The sequence below is a fragment of the Cryobacterium algoritolerans genome (genome assembly GCF_004402785.1).
GTDB classification, from domain to species: Bacteria; Actinomycetota; Actinomycetes; order Actinomycetales; family Microbacteriaceae; genus Cryobacterium; species Cryobacterium algoritolerans.
The window spans coordinates 186,296-202,925 of sequence record NZ_SOFP01000047.1 but is presented as its reverse complement, the minus strand read 5'-3'; the positions used below and the strand labels follow the sequence as shown (position 1 = coordinate 202,925).

The window sequence follows — 16,630 nt, the reverse complement described above, 5'->3', positions numbered from 1 at the left end:
CATCGCCGAGGCCGTCTCCGGCCGTTCAGTGCTCTCCGGGCGTTCGGTCACCGTTCAGGTGCCCGCGACGACGGCCAACCTCGGCCCCGGCTTCGACACCCTCGGTCTCGCCCTCGCCCACTACGACCACCTCGAGGTGGCCGTTCGCGACGAACCGGGGGTCACGGTCGAGGTACACGGCGTTGGCAAAGGGGAGGTGCCGACCGACGAGTCCAACCTCGTCGTGCGCGCCATCATCCACACCTTCGCCGCCTACGGCCAGCCGCTCCCCGGCCTCACGCTCGTGGCGCACAACGTCATCCCGCACGGCCGCGGCATGGGCTCCTCCGGTGCCGCCATCGTCTCCGGCATCATGGCCGCAAAGGGCCTGCTCGAAGGCATCGTCGACATCGACGCGGAGGCGCTCCTCTCCCTGGCCACCGAGATGGAAGGGCACCCGGACAACGTGGCGCCCGCCCTGTTCGGCGGCCTGACGATCGCGTGGATGACGCCGGAAGGTCCCCGGCACAAGAAGCTGATGGTGCACCGCGGCGTGAAGCCGCTCGTCTTCGTGCCGGAGCACGCCATGTCCACGGCGCTCGCCCGCAGCCTGCAGCCCGAGTCCGTGCCGCACGAGGACGCCGTCTTCAACGTGTCCCGCTCCGCCCTGCTCATCGCCGCGCTGATCCAAAGCCCCGAACTCCTGCTGGCCGCCACCGAAGACAAGCTGCACCAGAGCTACCGCGCCGCCGCCATGCCGGAGACCAACCGGCTGATCACCCTGCTCAGGGAACACGGTTTCGCGGCCGTTGTCTCCGGAGCAGGCCCGTCGATCCTCGTGCTCGCCAGCGACCCCGGCCAGCGGCTCGTCGCCGCCGACCTCGTTGCCGCGGAGTCGGAGACTCCCTGGCAGGCGCTCATGCTCGCCGTCGACTTCATGGGAGCCACGGTCACCCGCACTGACGTCTGACCCGGCAGGACGGGCCGCCGCCCGAGCGACGGCTGGTCTGCCGTGCTCGTCCTTCGTGCCAGCCCGCCCTGAGTGGGACGTACCCCGGGTGGGGGCGTCCTCAGCGCCTGAACGTTCTGCTAGGATTGTCCCGTACCAAATGGAACCGTCTAACGAACGGAACCCTTCTCCGGTGCATTCCCTGTAACTCACTGCTATCGCCTCATCTGTGCGTAGCTGTGTGTGTTCACTCCAATCCACATCAATTTCGGATTGGACCACCCGCAGCGCGTGAGACGCTGCACACAGCTTCCCTGGCCAACCTTTTTCACGCCGGGGGAAAGGATAATTCTTCGTGACTGACGTCAACCTCCGCACTATTGCTGCGGATTCATCGCACCTGGCCACCCTCCGTGTCGCCGAGCTCCAGGCTCTGGCACTCGAGTTGGGCATCCCGGGCGCATCCAAACTACGCAAGGGGGAACTCGTGGAGGCCATCACCGCGGAACAGGCCAGGACCAACCCCACGGGTGACACCGCGGACAATGCTCCCGCTGTCGCGGAGACCCTCGAGGCTCCGGCCGCCCAGGCTCCCGATACCGATGCCGCTCCGGCCACGGCGCCCCGCAAGCGCGTCCCGCGCCGTGCCACCACCGCGACCGCGGCTCCCGCGCTCGCCCACGTCAACGCTGACGGCGACCTCGGACTGGGCATCATCCTTCCGGATGCAGCCCCGACCACCCGCAGGACCACCGCCCCGGCTACCTATGCCGGCGCATCCGCAGACGGTTCGACCACCGAAACCGTCGCACCGGTCGAGAAGCCGGTTCGCCAGGCCCGCAAGCGCGCCACCTCGGTCACCGTGAAGGCGGCGGCAGCCCTCGAGGCCGCCGCAGTCGAGACGACAGCCGGGCTGCCTGCCGCAAATGCTCCCGCCGCCGAGGTCGCCCCGGTCGCCGCCTCGACCGCCATCCCGGACACCGAGGCTGACGCGATCGCCCCGCCCACCACCGAACGCTCCCGCCGGGGCAGTGCCCGCGGCAACGCCCGTAACGGCACCGCTCGCAACAGCATCGACGCTCGCAGCAGCATCGACGCGCGTAACAACGCCGACGCCGACGCCGACGCGGACGCCGGGACCATCTCGGCACCGGATTCCGAAAACCCGGTCGCCGAGGCCGAGATCACGGTCGAGCCCGCCGAGCAGGACGACGCCGAGCAGACCGAGCAGACAGAGCAGCCGCGGCAGGGCCGCAACCGCAACCGCAGCCGCGGCGGCGACCGCAACCAGGCCGGAGACCGCAACCAGCCCGGAGACGACACCTCACGCCAGCAGAACCAGCGCCAAGCCGGTCGCAACCAGAACCAGAACCAGAACCAGAACCAGAACCAGGACGCCCAGGGTGACCGCGGCCAGGACCGTCAGGCCCAGGACCGTAACCAGGGCCAGGATCGCCAGAACCAGGACCGCCAGAACCAGGACCGCCAGAACCAGGACCGCCAGAACCAGGACCGCCAGAACCAGGACCGCAACCTCGGCCAGGACCGCAACGGGCCGGACGACGACCTCGGCAACCGCAGCAACCGAAACCGGTTCCGTGACCGCAAGCGTCGCGGCGTCACCGCCGGCGACGACTTCGAGCCGGAGCTGAGCGACGACGACGTGCTGATCCCGGTCGCCGGCATCCTCGACGTTCTCGATAACTACGCCTTCGTGCGCACCTCCGGCTATCTGCCGGGCCCGAGTGACGTGTACGTCTCGCTCGGCCAGGTCAAGAAGTACAACCTGCGTAAGGGTGACGCCGTCGTCGGCTCGATCCGCCAGCCGCACGAGGGCGACCAGAACGGCCGCCAGAAGTACAACGCCATCGTCAAGGTCGACTCCATCAACGGCCTTTCTGTTGAAGAAGCCGCCACCCGGGTCGAATTCCAGAAGCTCACCCCGCTCTACCCGCAGGAACGACTCCGCCTCGAGACCGAGCCCGGCAAGCTGACCCAGCGCATCATCGATCTCGTCGCCCCGATCGGCAAGGGCCAGCGCGGCCTGATCGTCGCACCGCCGAAGGCCGGCAAGACCATCGTCATGCAGCAGATCGCGAACGCCATCGCCACGAACAACCCCGAGGTCCACCTCATGGTCGTGCTGGTCGACGAGCGTCCGGAGGAGGTCACCGACATGCAGCGCACCGTGAAGGGCGAGGTCATCGCCTCCACTTTCGACCGTCCGGCCGAAGACCACACCACGGTCGCCGAACTGGCCATCGAGCGGGCAAAGCGCCTCGTCGAGCTCGGCCATGACGTCGTCGTGCTGCTCGACTCGATCACCCGCCTCGGCCGCGCTTACAACCTGACCGCGCCGCCGTCCGGGCGCATCCTCTCGGGTGGTGTCGACGCCTCGGCGCTCTACCCGCCCAAGCGCTTCTTCGGTGCCGCACGCAACATCGAGAACGGTGGCTCGCTCACCATCCTCGCTTCTGCGCTCGTCGAGACCGGATCCAAGATGGACGAGGTCATCTTCGAGGAGTTCAAGGGTACCGGCAACATGGAACTGCGCCTGTCACGCCAGCTGGCCGACAAGCGTATCTTCCCCGCGGTCGACGTGAACGCATCCGGCACCCGCCGTGAAGAAATGCTGATGAGCGCGGACGAGGTCAAGATCACCTGGAAGCTGCGCCGCGCCCTCGCCGGGCTCGAGCAGCAGCAGGCGCTCGAAGTCATCCTCGGCCGTCTCAAGGAGACGTCCTCCAACGTCGAATTCCTGATGCAGGTCCAGAAGTCGATGCCGACCCTGAACGGGTCAGACAAGGACAAGTAATGTTCGAGTCCGTTCTGACTCTGCTGGCTGAGCACGACGAATTGCAGTCTCAGCTGGCGGACCCGGAACTCCACGCGAATCCGGCCCGCTCGAAGAAAGTGAACCGGCGTTACGCCGAGCTCAGCCGTATCATCGCGGCCTGGAACGAGTGGAAAGAGATTGGCGACAATCTCGAGGCCGCTCGTGAACTCGCCGACGAAGACGCAGACTTCGCCGCGGAGATCCCCGGGTTGACGGAGCAGCGCGAAGCCGCGGCCGAGAAGCTGCGGCGCCTGTTGATCCCGCGCGACCCGCTCGACGCGCGCGACGTGATCATGGAGATCAAGATGGGGGAGGGCGGTGCGGAGTCCGCTCTGTTCGCTGCCGACCTGCTCCGGATGTACCTGCACTATGCCGAGTCGAAGCGCTGGAAAACCGAGATCATCGAGCAGACCACGAGCGACCTCGGCGGGATCAAGGACATCCAGCTCGCCATCAAGGGGTCGTCGAGCGACCCCGCTGAGGGAGTCTGGGCGCATCTGAAATACGAGGGTGGCGTGCACCGCGTTCAACGTGTGCCCGCCACCGAGTCCCAGGGCCGCATCCACACCTCAGCGGCCGGCGTGCTGGTTTTCCCCGAGGTGGACGAGCCCGAAGAGGTCGAGATCAACGCCAACGACCTCAAGATCGACGTGTACCGGTCCAGTGGGCCCGGCGGGCAGTCGGTCAACACGACCGACTCGGCCGTGCGGATCACCCACCTCCCGACCGGCATCGTCGTGGCCATGCAGAACGAGAAGAGCCAGCTCCAGAACAAGGAAGCGGGCATGCGAGTGCTGCGCGCACGAGTGCTCGCCCGCCAGCAGGAAGAGATCGACGCGGCGGCGTCGCTCGTGCGCAAGGGCCAGATCCGCACCATGGACCGGTCTGAGCGCATTCGCACGTACAACTTCCCGGAGAACCGGATCGCCGACCACCGCACCGGCTACAAGGCGTACAACCTCGACACCGTCATGAACGGCGCTCTCGACGCCGTGATCGACTCCTGCATCACCGCCGATGAGGCTACCCGCCTGGCCGAGATCGGCGACCACGACTAGCATCCCCTCGAGCTGGAGCTGGAGCTGGAGCTGGAGCTGGAGCTGGAGCTGGAGCTGGAGCTGGAGCTGGAGCTGGAGCTGGAGCTGGAGCTGGAGCTGGAGATCGACCTCTCCGGTCGAGGTCGCCCGGTAGGCGGGTCGACCTCGACCGGGAAGCTCCCTCTCGGCGACGGATGTCGCGGGGAGAGCCTTGGATCAGCCGAGCAGGTCCGCGTGGTGGATCGCCGCGACATCCGGATGCGCTCGCAGGCGGCTCTTCAACGCATTCTCCCCGTAGGTCGTGAAGATCGGGTTCTCCGGGTCGACGGTGATGCCCGGCGCCTGGAGTGACTCTGGCAGCGCCAGGAGGGGAATCGTCGTGTCGAGGGCCGGCCCGAAGAAGAACGGGATCGAGATGCGGTCATCCCCGATCAGCGGCGAGATCACCCGGTGCACGGTGGCCTTGAGGTAACCGTCGGTGGCCACCTCGAGCAGCTCGCCGATGTTCACCACGAACGCGCCGTCGAGCGGGGGAGCGTCGATCCAGCCGGAGTCCTTCTCGACCTGCAGGCCGCCCTTGCCCGGCTCGACGTAAAGCAGCGTGAGCACGCCCGAATCCTTGTGCGCTCCCACACCCTGCCGCGGGGTCGGGTCTGACTTGCCCGGGTAGCGCACAATCTTGATCAGCGTGAACGGCTTCTCGGCGAACGCCGCGTCGAAGACGTGCTCGTCGGCCCCGAGCGAGAGCGCCCACGCCCGCATCAGCCGCAGCGCGACGGCGTTGAGCTCTTCGCGCCACAGGGTCATCACCGCACGCAGCTCCGGCAGGGTCGCCGGCCATTGGTTGGGTCCTTCCAGGCGGAGGTAGTCGGCCCCGCCGGCGACCTGGGGGCGTTCAGGGCCGATGTCGATCTGTTCCCGCCAGTCGACGTTTCCCTGGGTGAGCTCGCCGCCCACCCGGGTGTAGCCGCGGAACTGCGGGCTCCGCAGGTTCTCGATCGCCATCTTGTCACCCTCGGGGAGGTCGAAGAACGCGCGCGCAGTGCGCATGACCCGGTCGACGAGGTCTGCCGGGACACCGTGGCCGGTGAGGTAGAAGAAGCCGTACTCGTGCGTTGCCTCGCGCAGCTCGATTCGGAACCGCTCGGCCTCGGCCTCGCCCCGGTCGAGGCGGGAGAGGTCGAGCACAGGCAGCCCGGGGGTAACTGGAGTGGTGGTCGAATCTGAAGTCATGGTGTCAGCGTCCTTCATGTGGAGCGGTGGAGACCTGGAGCGGTGGAGAGGTGGAGACGTGGAGACGTGGAGAGGTGGAGCAGTGGAGAGGCAGGTCGTCGGTCGGGCCAGTCGGTCGGGTCAATGGGCCGGGTCAATCGGCAGGGTCAATCGTCAGGGTCAATCGTCAGTGAGGGGGAGCCCGCGGGCGGCCTCGATGGTTTCCGTTTTGACCGGCTGGATCACCGCGGGGATGCCGAGGAGTAGCGACTTGGCCGGGGCGTCCTTCGTGACGACGGCGTTGGCGCCGATCGTGCTCCAGGCCCCGATCGTGACCGGCCCGAGGATCTTCGCACCGGCGCCGACGGTCACGCCGTCCCGCAGGGTCGGGTGGCGCTTCTCGCCGCGCACCACTCCGTGGCGGGTCTTCCCGCCGAGGGTGACGCCGTGGTAGAGCATGACATCGTCGCCGATTTCCGCCGTTTCGCCGATCACGACGCCCATGCCGTGGTCGATGAACAGTCGGCGGCCGATCCTGGCGCCCGGGTGGATCTCGATCCCCGTCAGGAACCGGGTGAATTGGGAAACCAGCCGGGCAGGCAGCCGGAGGCCCGCCGTCCAGAGGTGGTGCGCGAGGCGGTACGACCAGACCGCGTGCAGGCCGCTGTAGGCGAGGAAGACCTCAGTGTTGCTGCGCGCGGCCGGATCGTGGGCGCGCGCCATCGCAATGTCCTCGCGGATGGTGGAAAAGACGCCCATTGTCGGCTTCGGCCCGCCCCTGGTCCCGGCCTAGTCCAGCAGGTCTTCGTAGAGCACGGTGGAGAGGTACCGTTCGCCGAAGCTCGGCATGATCGCCACGATGACCTTGCCGGCGTTCTCGGTCCGCTTCGCCTGTTCGATCGCGGCCCAGACGGCCGAGCCGCCCGAGATGCCCGAAAGGATGCCCTCCTCGGTGGCGAGGCTGCGTGCCGTGGCGAGGGAGTCGGCGAGGGTCACATCCGTCACCTCGTCGTAGACGTGGGTGTCGAGGATCGCGGGCACGAAGTTGGGGCCGATGCCCTGGAGCTTGTGCGGGCCCGGCTTGCCGCCGTTGAGGATGGGGGACTCGATCGGTTCGACGGCGATCACCCGCACGGAGCTCTTACGGTCCTTGAGCAGCTGCCCGGCGCCCGTGATGGTGCCGCCGGTGCCGATGCCCGCGACGAGGATGTCGACGGTGCCATCGGTGTCGTCCCAGATCTCCACGCCGGTGGTCGCACGGTGGATGGCGGGATTGGCGGGGTTGTCGAACTGACGGGCGAGGAGCGCGCCGGGCGTGTTCGCGGCGATCTCCTCCGCCTTCGTGACCGCGCCGCGCATGCCCTCGGCGCCCGGGGTCAGCACGATCTCGGCGCCATAAGCGCGGAGCAGGAGACGGCGTTCCTTGCTCATGGTGTCCGGCATGGCCAGGATGACCTTGTAGCCGCGGGCCGCGCCGACCATCGCGAGGGCGATGCCGGTGTTGCCGCTGGTGCCTTCGACGATGGTGCCGCCCGGGGCGAGCTCTCCCGAGGCCTCCGCCGCGTCGACGATCGCAATGCCGATCCGGTCCTTCACACTGCCCGAGGGGTTATAGAACTCCAGCTTCACCAGCACGGTCGCATCGAGGCCCGCGGTGAGGCGGTTCAGCTTGACCAGCGGAGTCCCGCCAACAGCAGCGGTGATGTCGGAGTAGATTCGTGCGGGCATCGGGGAGCCTTTCAATCGGGGTCTGGGACCTCGCCCAGCCTACGGCCACGGCATTGGGCTTGCGAGTGCATTACATTCCAAAGAGTGACAACTCCGCCGAGCGACCATTTCATTCCCACCACTGTCGACGAAATCCGAGATTGGGCGATCGACACGCTCGGCCGGGCCGCCATCGGCGACCCCGACGTCGACGCCGACCTACTGATCGGCCACGTGCTCGGCCACAGCCGAGGGCAGGTGCAGGCCGCCGGCATCCTGCGCGCAGCACTGGCCGAGACGGATGCCTCCGCCATCCGCGAACTCGTGCGGCGCCGTGCGCTACGCGAGCCGCTCCAGCACATCACCGGCCGGGCGCCGTTCCGCGGGATCGAGCTGCTGGTCGGACCCGGAGTATTCGTGCCACGGCCGGAGACCGAACAGGTGGCCCAGTTCGCGATCGACGCGCTGCGGGCGATGCCCGACCCGGAGCCGATCGCGGTGGACCTCGGCACCGGCAGTGGCGCCATCGCGTTGGCCATGGCCGTCGAGGTGCCGCACGCTCGGGTCTTCGCGGTGGAGAACTCGCCGGAGGCGTTCCCGTGGACCACCCGCAACTTCGCCCAGGTCGGCAACGGAAACGCCACGCTCGTCTTCGGTGACCTGGCCGACGCCTTCGCCGAGCTCGACGGCACGGTCGCCGTGGTCATCTCCAACCCGCCGTACATCCCGGCCGACGCGATCCCGCGCGACCCGGAGGTGCGCCTCTTCGACCCCGCCCGCGCCCTGTTCGGCGGAATGGACGGCCTCGACGTGGTGCGGCACGTCTCTCGCACAGCGCTGCGCCTGCTCCGCCCCGGCGGGGTACTGGTGATCGAGCACGGCGAGCTCCAGGGGGCGGAGATCCGGGCACTCCTCAGCGCCGACGGCTGGCGTTCACCGGCCACCCACCGCGACTACACCACGCGGGACCGAGCGACCACCGCCCTTGCCCCCGCCCCCGCCGGGGCGTAGGGCGGCCGGTCGGGAGGTCTCGGGACTGCGTCCCAGCCTCCCGCATGGCGCCTGCACTAGAATCGGACCCCAATGACACGCATCTACGACTGCTCGGTCGACACTGAATACGCGGCCGGCATGAGACTCGCCCGCTCGGCCATCGGTCGCGGCGCGCTCGTCGTCATCCCCACCGACACGGTTTACGGCGTCGCGGCGGACGCTTTCAGTCCCGAGGCGGTGCAACGCCTGCTGGACGCCAAGGGCCGCGACCGCACGTCGCCGCCGCCCGTGCTCATCCCCGGCATCCCCACGCTCGACGCGCTCGCCCAGGACGTGCCCCCGCCGGTGCGGGACCTCGTGGCAGCGTTCTGGCCGGGCGGCCTCACCGTCGTGCTCAACGCCCAGCCTTCGCTGGTCTGGGACCTCGGCGACACCAGGGGCACGGTCGCACTGCGGATGCCGCGCAACAAGATCGCGCTCGACCTGCTGGCCGAGACCGGGCCGCTGGCCGTGTCCTCCGCCAACTCCAGCGGCCTCCCCTCGGCGATCGACGCGATCGGCGCGGAGGACATGCTCGGCTCCAGCGTCGCCGTCTACCTCGACGGGGGAGTGGCCGGTGGCGACTACGAGCCGATCGGCGACCGCCCCGGCGACACGTCCTCGACGATCGTGGATGCGACCAGGTTCGCCCAGAACGGCGGCAAGCTCGTCATCGTGCGCAATGGCGTCATCTCCCGCGACGCCATCGCCGCCGTGATCGGCGATGCCCTCGCACCGGTCGGGTTCGTCGCCGAGGAGCCGGAGCCCGAGCCGGACCCGGAGCCCGAGCCCGAGCCCGAAGCGCCCGGGCCGATCGATACCGCGACGGATGCCGGCCGACCATGACCATATTCGTCATCCTGGCGTTCGTCTCCGCCATCGTCACGTTTGGCTGCTCGTTCGTCGTGCTCAGGCTCAGCCACCGCTACCGGCTCTACCCGAAGATCCGGGAACGTGATGTGCACACCCGGCCGACGCCCAGGCTGGGCGGGATCGCCATCTTCTTCGGCGTGTTCGCGGCCTTCGGCGTCTCCTACCTGATCGCCGGGCAGTTCGCACCGCTCCGGCTGATCTTCTCCGACCCGGAGCAGATCCTCGCCATCCTCGGTGCGGCCCTCCTGATCGTGCTACTCGGCGTGGCCGACGACATCTGGGACTTGGACTGGATGACCAAGCTGGCCGGTCAGTTCATCGCCGCGGGCCTGGTGGCCTGGCAGGGCGTGCAGGTTCTGTCGCTGCCGATCGGCGGGCTCACCGTCGGGTCGTCCTGGATGTCGATCCTGATCACGGTGATCGCGATCGTGATCGTGATGAACATGATCAACTTCATCGACGGTCTCGACGGCCTGGTCGCGGGGGTGGCCCTCATCGCCAACGGCGTCTTCTTCCTCTACAGCTACCTCCTCGTGCGGGACACCTCCCCGAGCAACTACTTCAACCTGGCCTCGCTGATCGCGGCCATCCTCGTCGGCGCCTGTGTCGGCTTCCTGCCGCTGAACTGGCGCCCGGCCAAACTCTTCATGGGCGATGCCGGGGCGCTCCTGGTCGGGCTGCTGATGGCGACCTCCGCGATCGCCATCACCGGCCAGGTCGACCCGACCGCCGTGAACCGGTCCCAGCTGTTTCCCGCGTTCATCCCGATCATCCTGCCGGTCGCGATCCTGATCATCCCGCTGCTCGACTTCGGGCTGGCCGTGTTCCGCCGGGTGCGGGCAGGCAAGTCGCCGTTCAGCGCCGACCGCAAGCACCTGCACCACCGTCTTCTGGACATGGGCCACTCGCATCTGCACGCCGTACTGATCTTCTACGGCTGGACCGCCGCAGCCTCCATCGGCTGCCTGCTCTACTACGTGCTGCCGGTCTTTTTCGGACTGCCGACCTGGTACGCGACAATTTTCCTGATAGCCGCGCTGATAGTGTGCGCGCTGGTGACTCTCGCGCCGCTGAGCCGCCGCAAGGCCGTCGAGGCCGCCAGCCAGCTCACCCTTCCGATCGACCAACCCGAAATCGCCAGGCTGGACCCTCTCGACGAGGCGTCGGTCACGGCCGAGGAGAACGCATGAGCATCACGCCGCCCCGATCCACCCAGCCGAGCTCGGTCCCCGTGTTCCGGCGCATCCTCGTGCTCGGCGGCTTCCTCGCCGGTGGCATCGGTGTGGTCGGGGCCGTGGTGGGCGGTCTGGTCGCGGGCGGCACCGGCGTCGTGAGCGCGCTCATCGGCACCGCGATGGCCGTGGTCTTCATGGGCATCACGGCCGGAAGCATCCTGCTCGCCAACCGCTTCGCCGGCAGCCAGGCGGCCGTCGGCGCGTTCTTCGCGATCGTCCTGGGCGGCTGGCTGGTGAAGTTCGTGGTCTTCCTCGTGCTCGTCGTGCTGCTCAAGGACCAAGCGTGGATCCAGCCCGTTGTGCTGTTCCTCAGCATCATCGCCGGGGTGATCGGTTCCCTCGCCGTCGACGCGATCGTGGTGCTGAAGAGCCGGATGGGCTACGTCAGCGACGTGAGCCTGCCCGGCGCGTCCGCGGAGGACTGACATGTCCCGCCACGATTCGTCCGCCGGGCCCATTCCTTGGTAGGGTAATGACCGGTTCGCCCCGCGTTGCTCGTGCCTTCGTGCCGGGCAGCCCAGCCCACCATTCGTCTTCGCGAGAGCAGAGCTCCCCGCCCCGAAACAGGAGAAAGCGCTGCTAGAAACCGCCGTAAGCCTGATGCTCCCGTCTGCCACCGGTGACGGTGAGTTCCACGGTCCGTCGATCAACGAATTCTTCCCTGAAGCTGTTCTGTTCGCGGGTTCCCCCTTCGAAATCAACCGCATCATGCTCATCCGCTTCCTCGCGGTGGGCGTACTCCTCCTCGTCTTCTGGCTCGGCACCCGTCGGATGAAGGTCATCCCGACCCGATTCCAGAGCATCGTCGAACTGGGCCTCAACTTCGCGAGGGTCAACATCGCTGAAGACATCCTCGGGAAGAAAGACGGCAAGCGTTTCCTGCCGCTGATCACGACGATCTTCTTCATGGTGCTGTTCATGAACATCACCGGCCCGCTGCCGTTCCTCAACATCGCCGGAACCAGTGTGATCGGCGTGCCGCTCGTGCTGGCCGTCATCGCCTACGTCGCGTTCATCTACGCCGGAGTAAAGAAGAGCCCGGGCAACTTCTTCCGCAACGCCCTGTTCCCCCCGGGCGTGCCCCCGTTCCTGTACATCATCGTGACCCCGATCGAGTTCATCTCGACCTTCCTAGTCCGCCCGGTCACGCTGACGCTGCGACTGCTGATGAACATGATCGTCGGCCACCTCCTGCTCGTGCTCTTCTTCAGCGCCACTCAGTTCTTCTTCTTCACCGCAGACGGCGGCTTCAAGCTCTTCGGAGCCGGCACCCTTGTCTTCGGGTTCGCGTTCACACTCTTCGAAGTGCTGATCGCTCTTCTCCAGGCCTACATTTTCGCCCTACTCACCGCTGTCTACATCCAGCTCGCGCTGGCTGAGGAACACTAAACCCGAATTCGGCACTCGCTGTTTTTGGCACTACGGAAGGAAACATACGTGGACGCAACATCCGTTCTCGCGGCAATCAACGGAAACATCGCGACCGTCGGTTATGGCCTCGCGGCCATCGGCCCGGCAATCGGCGTCGGCATCGTCGTCGGCAAGACCATCGAGGGTGTTGCACGTCAGCCCGAACTGGCCGGCCAGCTCCAGGTCCTGATGTACATCGGTATCGCGTTCACCGAGGCACTCGCCTTCATCGGTATCGCAACCTACTTCATCTTCGTTTAGTCCTCTTTTCTCTCTAGTCAGGAGGCACGATGTTTAACGCAGTGATTGCAGCTGCAGCGGGGACCGAGACGCGTAACCCGCTTCTCCCGGAGCTCTACGACATAATCTGGTCCGGTCTGATCTTCGTCGTGATTCTGTTCTTCTTCTGGAAGCTCGTGCTTCCGAGGATGCAGAAACTCCTCGACGAGCGTGCCGAAGCCATCGAAGGCAACATTGCCAAGGCCGACGACGCCCAGCGCAAGGCGGAAGCCGCTCTCGAGCAGTACACCGCCCAGCTTGCTGATGCTCGCGCTGAGGCAGGTAAGATCCGTGAGGTTGCCCGCGTCGACGGCCAGAAGATCGTCGCCGAGCACCGCGAACAGGCCGTTGCCGAAGCCGCCCGCGTCACCGCGAGCGCCAAGGTCCAGATCGAAGCAGAGCGTCAGGCGGCCGTCGTGTCCCTGCGTTCCGAAGTCGGCACCCTGGCCATCGACCTTGCATCGGGTGTCATCGGCGAGAGCCTGACCGACGACGCCAAGGCCGCACGGCTTGTCGACCGTTTCCTGGCCGACCTCGAGGCCTCGGAGAAAGCAGTTAAGTAATGGGAAGCGCCACCAGAGAAGCTTCGGCCTCGTCGCGAGCGGCACTGGCCGCCCACGGCGGCACGGCCGATCTGGCGACCGGGGAAGGCCTGCTGAACGCGGGCCGCGTTATCGGAGAGTCCTCGCAGCTCCTGTCGGCCCTCGTGGACCCGGCGGCGGTTGCCGCAGCCAAGGCGGCCCTCGTCGCCAAGGTGTTCGGCCCCGCGGTCACACCCTTCGCCCTCGACCTGCTCCAGGCCGTGACCTCGGTGCGCTGGTCGAGCCACACCGACCTGCTCGCGGGCATCGAAGACCTGGGTTTGCGGTGCGCCGCATCCTCGGCCGCCGTTGCCGGAGTGATTGAAGCCGAACTCTTCGCGTTCGGGGCGACCGTCGCCGGGAACGCGGAACTCGAGCTGGCTCTCGCGAGCAAGCTCGGCGCGCCCCGCGCCAAGGTCGGACTCATCGACTCAATCCTCACCGGCAAGGTGACCGAGCAGACACTCGTGATCGTTCGGCACCTCGTGCAGCAGCCGCGTGGGCGACGGATCGGTGAATTGCTGCGGTACGCAGCATCCATAGTGGCCGACCAGTCGGGCACCAGGGTCGCGACCGTCACGTCTGCGTCGCCGCTGGCGCCGGCCCAGCTTGATCGGCTCCACACCAACCTGTCGGCGCGATACGGGCGCAAGCTCACGATCAACCTGGTCGTGGACCAGTCGCTCGTCGGCGGAGTACGCGTGCAGATCGGCGACGATGTCATCGATGGCAGCATCGCCACCCGCCTCAAGGATTTGAGACTCCAACTTGCCGGCTGACCTACGGTCAGCCGGAACGACAACCTCGAAGCGGCAACGTTTCGTTTCAGACAGAACCTGTACACCCCGTACGGGAAAGGGAAGATGATGGCAGAACTAACGATCAGCCCCGATGAGATCCGCGACGCTCTCCAGGACTTCGTCAAGTCCTACGAGCCGAGCAAGACCGCAACCACCGAGGTCGGCTACGTCACCACGGCAGGCGACGGTATCGCCCACGTCGAGGGTCTTCCCAGCGTGATGGCGAACGAGCTCATCAAATTCGCCGATGGCACTCTGGGTCTGGCCCAGAATCTCGACGAGGACGAGATCGGCGTCGTCGTGCTCGGCGAGTTCGCCGGCATCGTGGAGGGCATGGAGGTGCACCGCACCGGCGAGGTGTTGTCCGTGCCCGTCGGCGACGGCTACCTTGGCCGTGTCGTCGACCCGCTCGGCGCCCCGATCGACGGTCTCGGCCCGATCGAGACCGAGGGCCGCCGCGCCCTCGAGTTGCAGGCCCCCGGCGTCATGCACCGCAAGAGCGTGCACGAGCCGATGCAGACCGGCATCAAGGCGATCGACGCCATGATCCCGATCGGCCGCGGCCAGCGACAGCTGATCATCGGTGACCGCCAGACCGGCAAGACCGCCATTGCGATCGACACCATCATCAACCAGAAGGCCAACTGGGCCTCAGGCGACGTGAACAAGCAGGTTCGCTGCATCTACGTTGCCATCGGCCAGAAGGGCTCCACGATCGCCGCCGTCAAGGGCGCGCTCGAGGATGCCGGAGTCATGGAGTACACGACCATCGTCGCGTCCCCGGCCTCCGACCCGGCCGGTTTCAAGTACCTCGCCCCGTACACCGGTTCGGCCATCGGCCAGCACTGGATGTACGCCGGCAAGCACGTCCTCATCATCTTCGACGACCTGTCCAAGCAGGCCGAGGCCTACCGTGCCGTGTCGCTGCTGCTGCGCCGCCCGCCGGGACGAGAGGCATACCCCGGCGACGTGTTCTACCTGCACTCTCGCCTGCTCGAGCGTTGTGCCAAGCTCTCCGACGAACTCGGCGCCGGATCGATGACCGGTCTGCCGATCATCGAGACCAAGGCCAACGACGTCTCCGCGTACATCCCGACCAACGTGATCTCGATCACCGACGGCCAGATCTTCCTGCAGTCCGACCTCTTCAACTCCAACCAGCGCCCCGCGGTCGACGTGGGTATCTCGGTTTCGCGAGTCGGCGGCGACGCCCAGGTGAAGTCGATCAAGAAGGTCTCCGGAACCCTGAAGCTCGAGCTGGCACAGTACCGGTCGCTCGAGGCCTTTGCGATGTTCGCCTCCGACCTGGACGCGACCAGCCGCCGCCAGCTTGCCCGTGGCGCCCGGCTGACCGAGCTGCTCAAGCAGCCGCAGTATTCGCCGTACCCGGTCGAAGACCAGGTCGTCTCGATCTGGGCCGGCACCAACGGCAAGTTCGACGAGGTCCCGGTGGAAGACGTGCTCCGATTCGAGCGCGGTCTGCTCGACCACCTCGGCCGCGGCACCGATGTGCTCAAGACGCTGCGCGAGACCAATGTGCTCGATGATGCCACCATTGCGACCCTCGAGCTCGAGGTCGACAAGTTCAAGCGTGAATTCCAGACCGGCGAGGGCAAGCCGCTCGCCTCGGTCGGTAAGGAAGAGTTCGAGGCGATCGCCGCCGAAGACGTCAACCAGGAAAAGATCGTGAAGCACCGGCGCTGAGACCCGGACCACGGGGTCTCGACACGCTCGATTTCCCGGTCTCGACAGGCTTGACCACCGACAACACTGACAAGGAAGCACAGGAGACACATGGGAGCGCAACTTCGGGTCTACCGGCAGAAGATCAAGGCTGCCCAGACGACCAAGAAGATCACTCGGGCCATGGAGTTGATCTCCGCCTCGCGCATCCAGAAGGCCAAGGCGCGCGTGGCGGCGTCGACCCCGTTCGCCCGGTCGATCACCCAGGCGGTGTCGGCCGTCGCGACGTATTCGAACGTCGCGCACGTGCTGACCACGGAGCCGGAGAAGATCGAGCGCGCCGCGGTCGTCATCTTCGCCTCCGACCGCGGCCTCGCGGGAGCGTTCAGTTCACAGGCACTGCGTGAAGCCGAGTCCCTGACCCAGCTCCTGCGGGCCCAGGGTAAGGATGTCGTCTATTTCCTGGTCGGACGCAAAGCCGCGGCGTACTTCAACTTCCGTCGGCGCCCGTCAGAACGGGTCTGGACCGGTTCCACCGACCAGCCGCAGTTTGAGACGGCTCGCGAGATCAGCGACGCCCTGCTGGAGGCGTTCCTCCGGGACGCCGACGACGGCGGCGTCGATGAGATCCATGTGGTCTTCAACCGATTCGTGAGCATGGTCACCCAGATCCCCCAGGTCGTGCGCCTGCTGCCGCTTGAGGTGGTCGAAGGCATCGAAGAACCAGGTGAAAGCCAGGTTCTGCCGTTGTACGAGTTCGAACCGGACGTGGAAACTGTGCTCGACGCGCTGCTGCCCGTCTACATCGAGAGCCGAATCTTCAACTCCATGCTGCAGTCGGCCGCCGCAGAGCACGCCGCTCGTCAGAAGGCCATGCAGTCGGCCTCCGACAACGCGGACAAGCTCATCAAGGACTTCACCAGGTTGTCGAACAACGCCAGGCAGGCCGAGATCACCTCGCAGATTTCCGAGATCGTGGGTGGAGCCGACGCGCTCTCATCCGCCAAGAACTAAACC

Annotated in this window: 16 protein-coding genes; 13 read left to right on the top strand and 3 right to left on the bottom strand. The window is 66.8% G+C overall.

All coding sequences use genetic code 11. From position 1 onward, the window contains the following. Window position 1: 1 nt before the first annotated feature. The 3 genes from thrB (at window position 2) to prfA (ending at window position 4,822) form a co-directional block, all read left to right on the top strand. Complete coding sequence (thrB, locus tag E3O19_RS10910) at window positions 2-949, top strand: homoserine kinase (protein WP_166804545.1); 948 nt, start codon at window positions 2-4, stop codon at window positions 947-949. A 334-nt stretch (window positions 950-1,283) separates the two neighbouring features. Then, window positions 1,284-3,743 carry a transcription termination factor Rho gene (gene rho, locus E3O19_RS10905; protein WP_134567506.1) on the top strand — a complete coding sequence of 820 codons (2,460 nt, stop codon included), beginning with the start codon at window positions 1,284-1,286 and terminating at the stop codon, window positions 3,741-3,743. Beyond that, window positions 3,743-4,822: a peptide chain release factor 1 gene (gene prfA / locus E3O19_RS10900; protein ID WP_134567504.1), complete on the top strand. Its 1,080-nt coding sequence runs from the start codon at window positions 3,743-3,745 to the stop codon at window positions 4,820-4,822. Before rho ends, prfA begins: the two co-directional genes overlap by 1 nt. A 195-nt stretch (window positions 4,823-5,017) precedes the next feature. Here the strand turns inward: prfA and E3O19_RS10890 are convergent, their stop codons facing one another. The 3 genes from E3O19_RS10890 to cysK form a co-directional block, all read right to left on the bottom strand. After that, complete coding sequence (locus E3O19_RS10890) at window positions 5,018-6,034, bottom strand: isopenicillin N synthase family dioxygenase (RefSeq protein ID WP_174776923.1); 1,017 nt, start codon at window positions 6,032-6,034, stop codon at window positions 5,018-5,020. Window positions 6,035-6,193: 159 nt separating this feature from the next. Further along, on the bottom strand, window positions 6,194-6,772 hold the full coding sequence (gene epsC, locus E3O19_RS10885; protein WP_134567500.1) for a serine O-acetyltransferase EpsC: 579 nt from the start codon (window positions 6,770-6,772) through the stop codon (window positions 6,194-6,196). A 30-nt stretch (window positions 6,773-6,802) separates the two neighbouring features. Beyond that, entirely contained in the window at window positions 6,803-7,741 is a 939-nt protein-coding gene (gene cysK / locus E3O19_RS10880; RefSeq protein WP_134567498.1) for a cysteine synthase A, read from the bottom strand. Window positions 7,742-7,873: 132 nt separating this feature from the next. On the opposite strand from cysK, the gene prmC reads away from it, so the two are divergent. From prmC to E3O19_RS10830, 10 genes are all read left to right on the top strand, one after another. Further along, window positions 7,874-8,731, top strand: a complete 858-nt coding sequence (gene prmC, locus E3O19_RS10875) for a peptide chain release factor N(5)-glutamine methyltransferase (RefSeq protein ID WP_241981331.1) — start codon at window positions 7,874-7,876, stop codon at window positions 8,729-8,731. A gap of 72 nt (window positions 8,732-8,803) precedes the next feature. Continuing rightward, window positions 8,804-9,598, top strand: a complete 795-nt coding sequence (locus tag E3O19_RS10870) for an L-threonylcarbamoyladenylate synthase (protein ID WP_134567496.1) — start codon at window positions 8,804-8,806, stop codon at window positions 9,596-9,598. After that, window positions 9,595-10,815 carry an MraY family glycosyltransferase gene (locus E3O19_RS10865; RefSeq protein ID WP_134567494.1) on the top strand — a complete coding sequence of 407 codons (1,221 nt, stop codon included), beginning with the start codon at window positions 9,595-9,597 and terminating at the stop codon, window positions 10,813-10,815. The genes E3O19_RS10870 and E3O19_RS10865 overlap by 4 nt, the downstream gene beginning before the upstream one ends. Beyond that, entirely contained in the window at window positions 10,812-11,285 is a 474-nt protein-coding gene (locus E3O19_RS10860; RefSeq protein ID WP_134567492.1) for a Cg1360 family ATP-synthase-associated protein, read from the top strand. Before E3O19_RS10865 ends, E3O19_RS10860 begins: the two co-directional genes overlap by 4 nt. A gap of 175 nt (window positions 11,286-11,460) precedes the next feature. Then, a complete protein-coding gene (gene atpB, locus E3O19_RS10855) occupies window positions 11,461-12,249 on the top strand; it encodes a F0F1 ATP synthase subunit A (protein WP_134567490.1) in 789 nt (262 codons plus the stop codon). Window positions 12,250-12,297: 48 nt separating this feature from the next. Beyond that, the gene (gene atpE / locus E3O19_RS10850; protein ID WP_134510799.1) at window positions 12,298-12,531 is read left to right on the top strand and encodes an ATP synthase F0 subunit C; all 234 of its coding nucleotides are present in this window, start codon (window positions 12,298-12,300) and stop codon (window positions 12,529-12,531) included. 29 nt (window positions 12,532-12,560) lie between these two features. Next, a complete protein-coding gene (locus tag E3O19_RS10845) occupies window positions 12,561-13,112 on the top strand; it encodes a F0F1 ATP synthase subunit B (protein WP_134567489.1) in 552 nt (183 codons plus the stop codon). Beyond that, complete coding sequence (locus tag E3O19_RS10840; RefSeq protein ID WP_134567487.1) at window positions 13,112-13,909, top strand: F0F1 ATP synthase subunit delta; 798 nt, start codon at window positions 13,112-13,114, stop codon at window positions 13,907-13,909. Before E3O19_RS10845 ends, E3O19_RS10840 begins: the two co-directional genes overlap by 1 nt. A gap of 87 nt (window positions 13,910-13,996) precedes the next feature. Further along, a complete protein-coding gene (gene atpA, locus E3O19_RS10835) occupies window positions 13,997-15,634 on the top strand; it encodes a F0F1 ATP synthase subunit alpha (protein WP_134567614.1) in 1,638 nt (545 codons plus the stop codon). A gap of 90 nt (window positions 15,635-15,724) precedes the next feature. Next, window positions 15,725-16,627 (top strand): F0F1 ATP synthase subunit gamma, encoded by a 903-nt coding sequence (locus E3O19_RS10830; protein WP_134567485.1) that lies wholly within the window; start codon window positions 15,725-15,727, stop codon window positions 16,625-16,627. Window positions 16,628-16,630 lie beyond the last annotated feature (3 nt).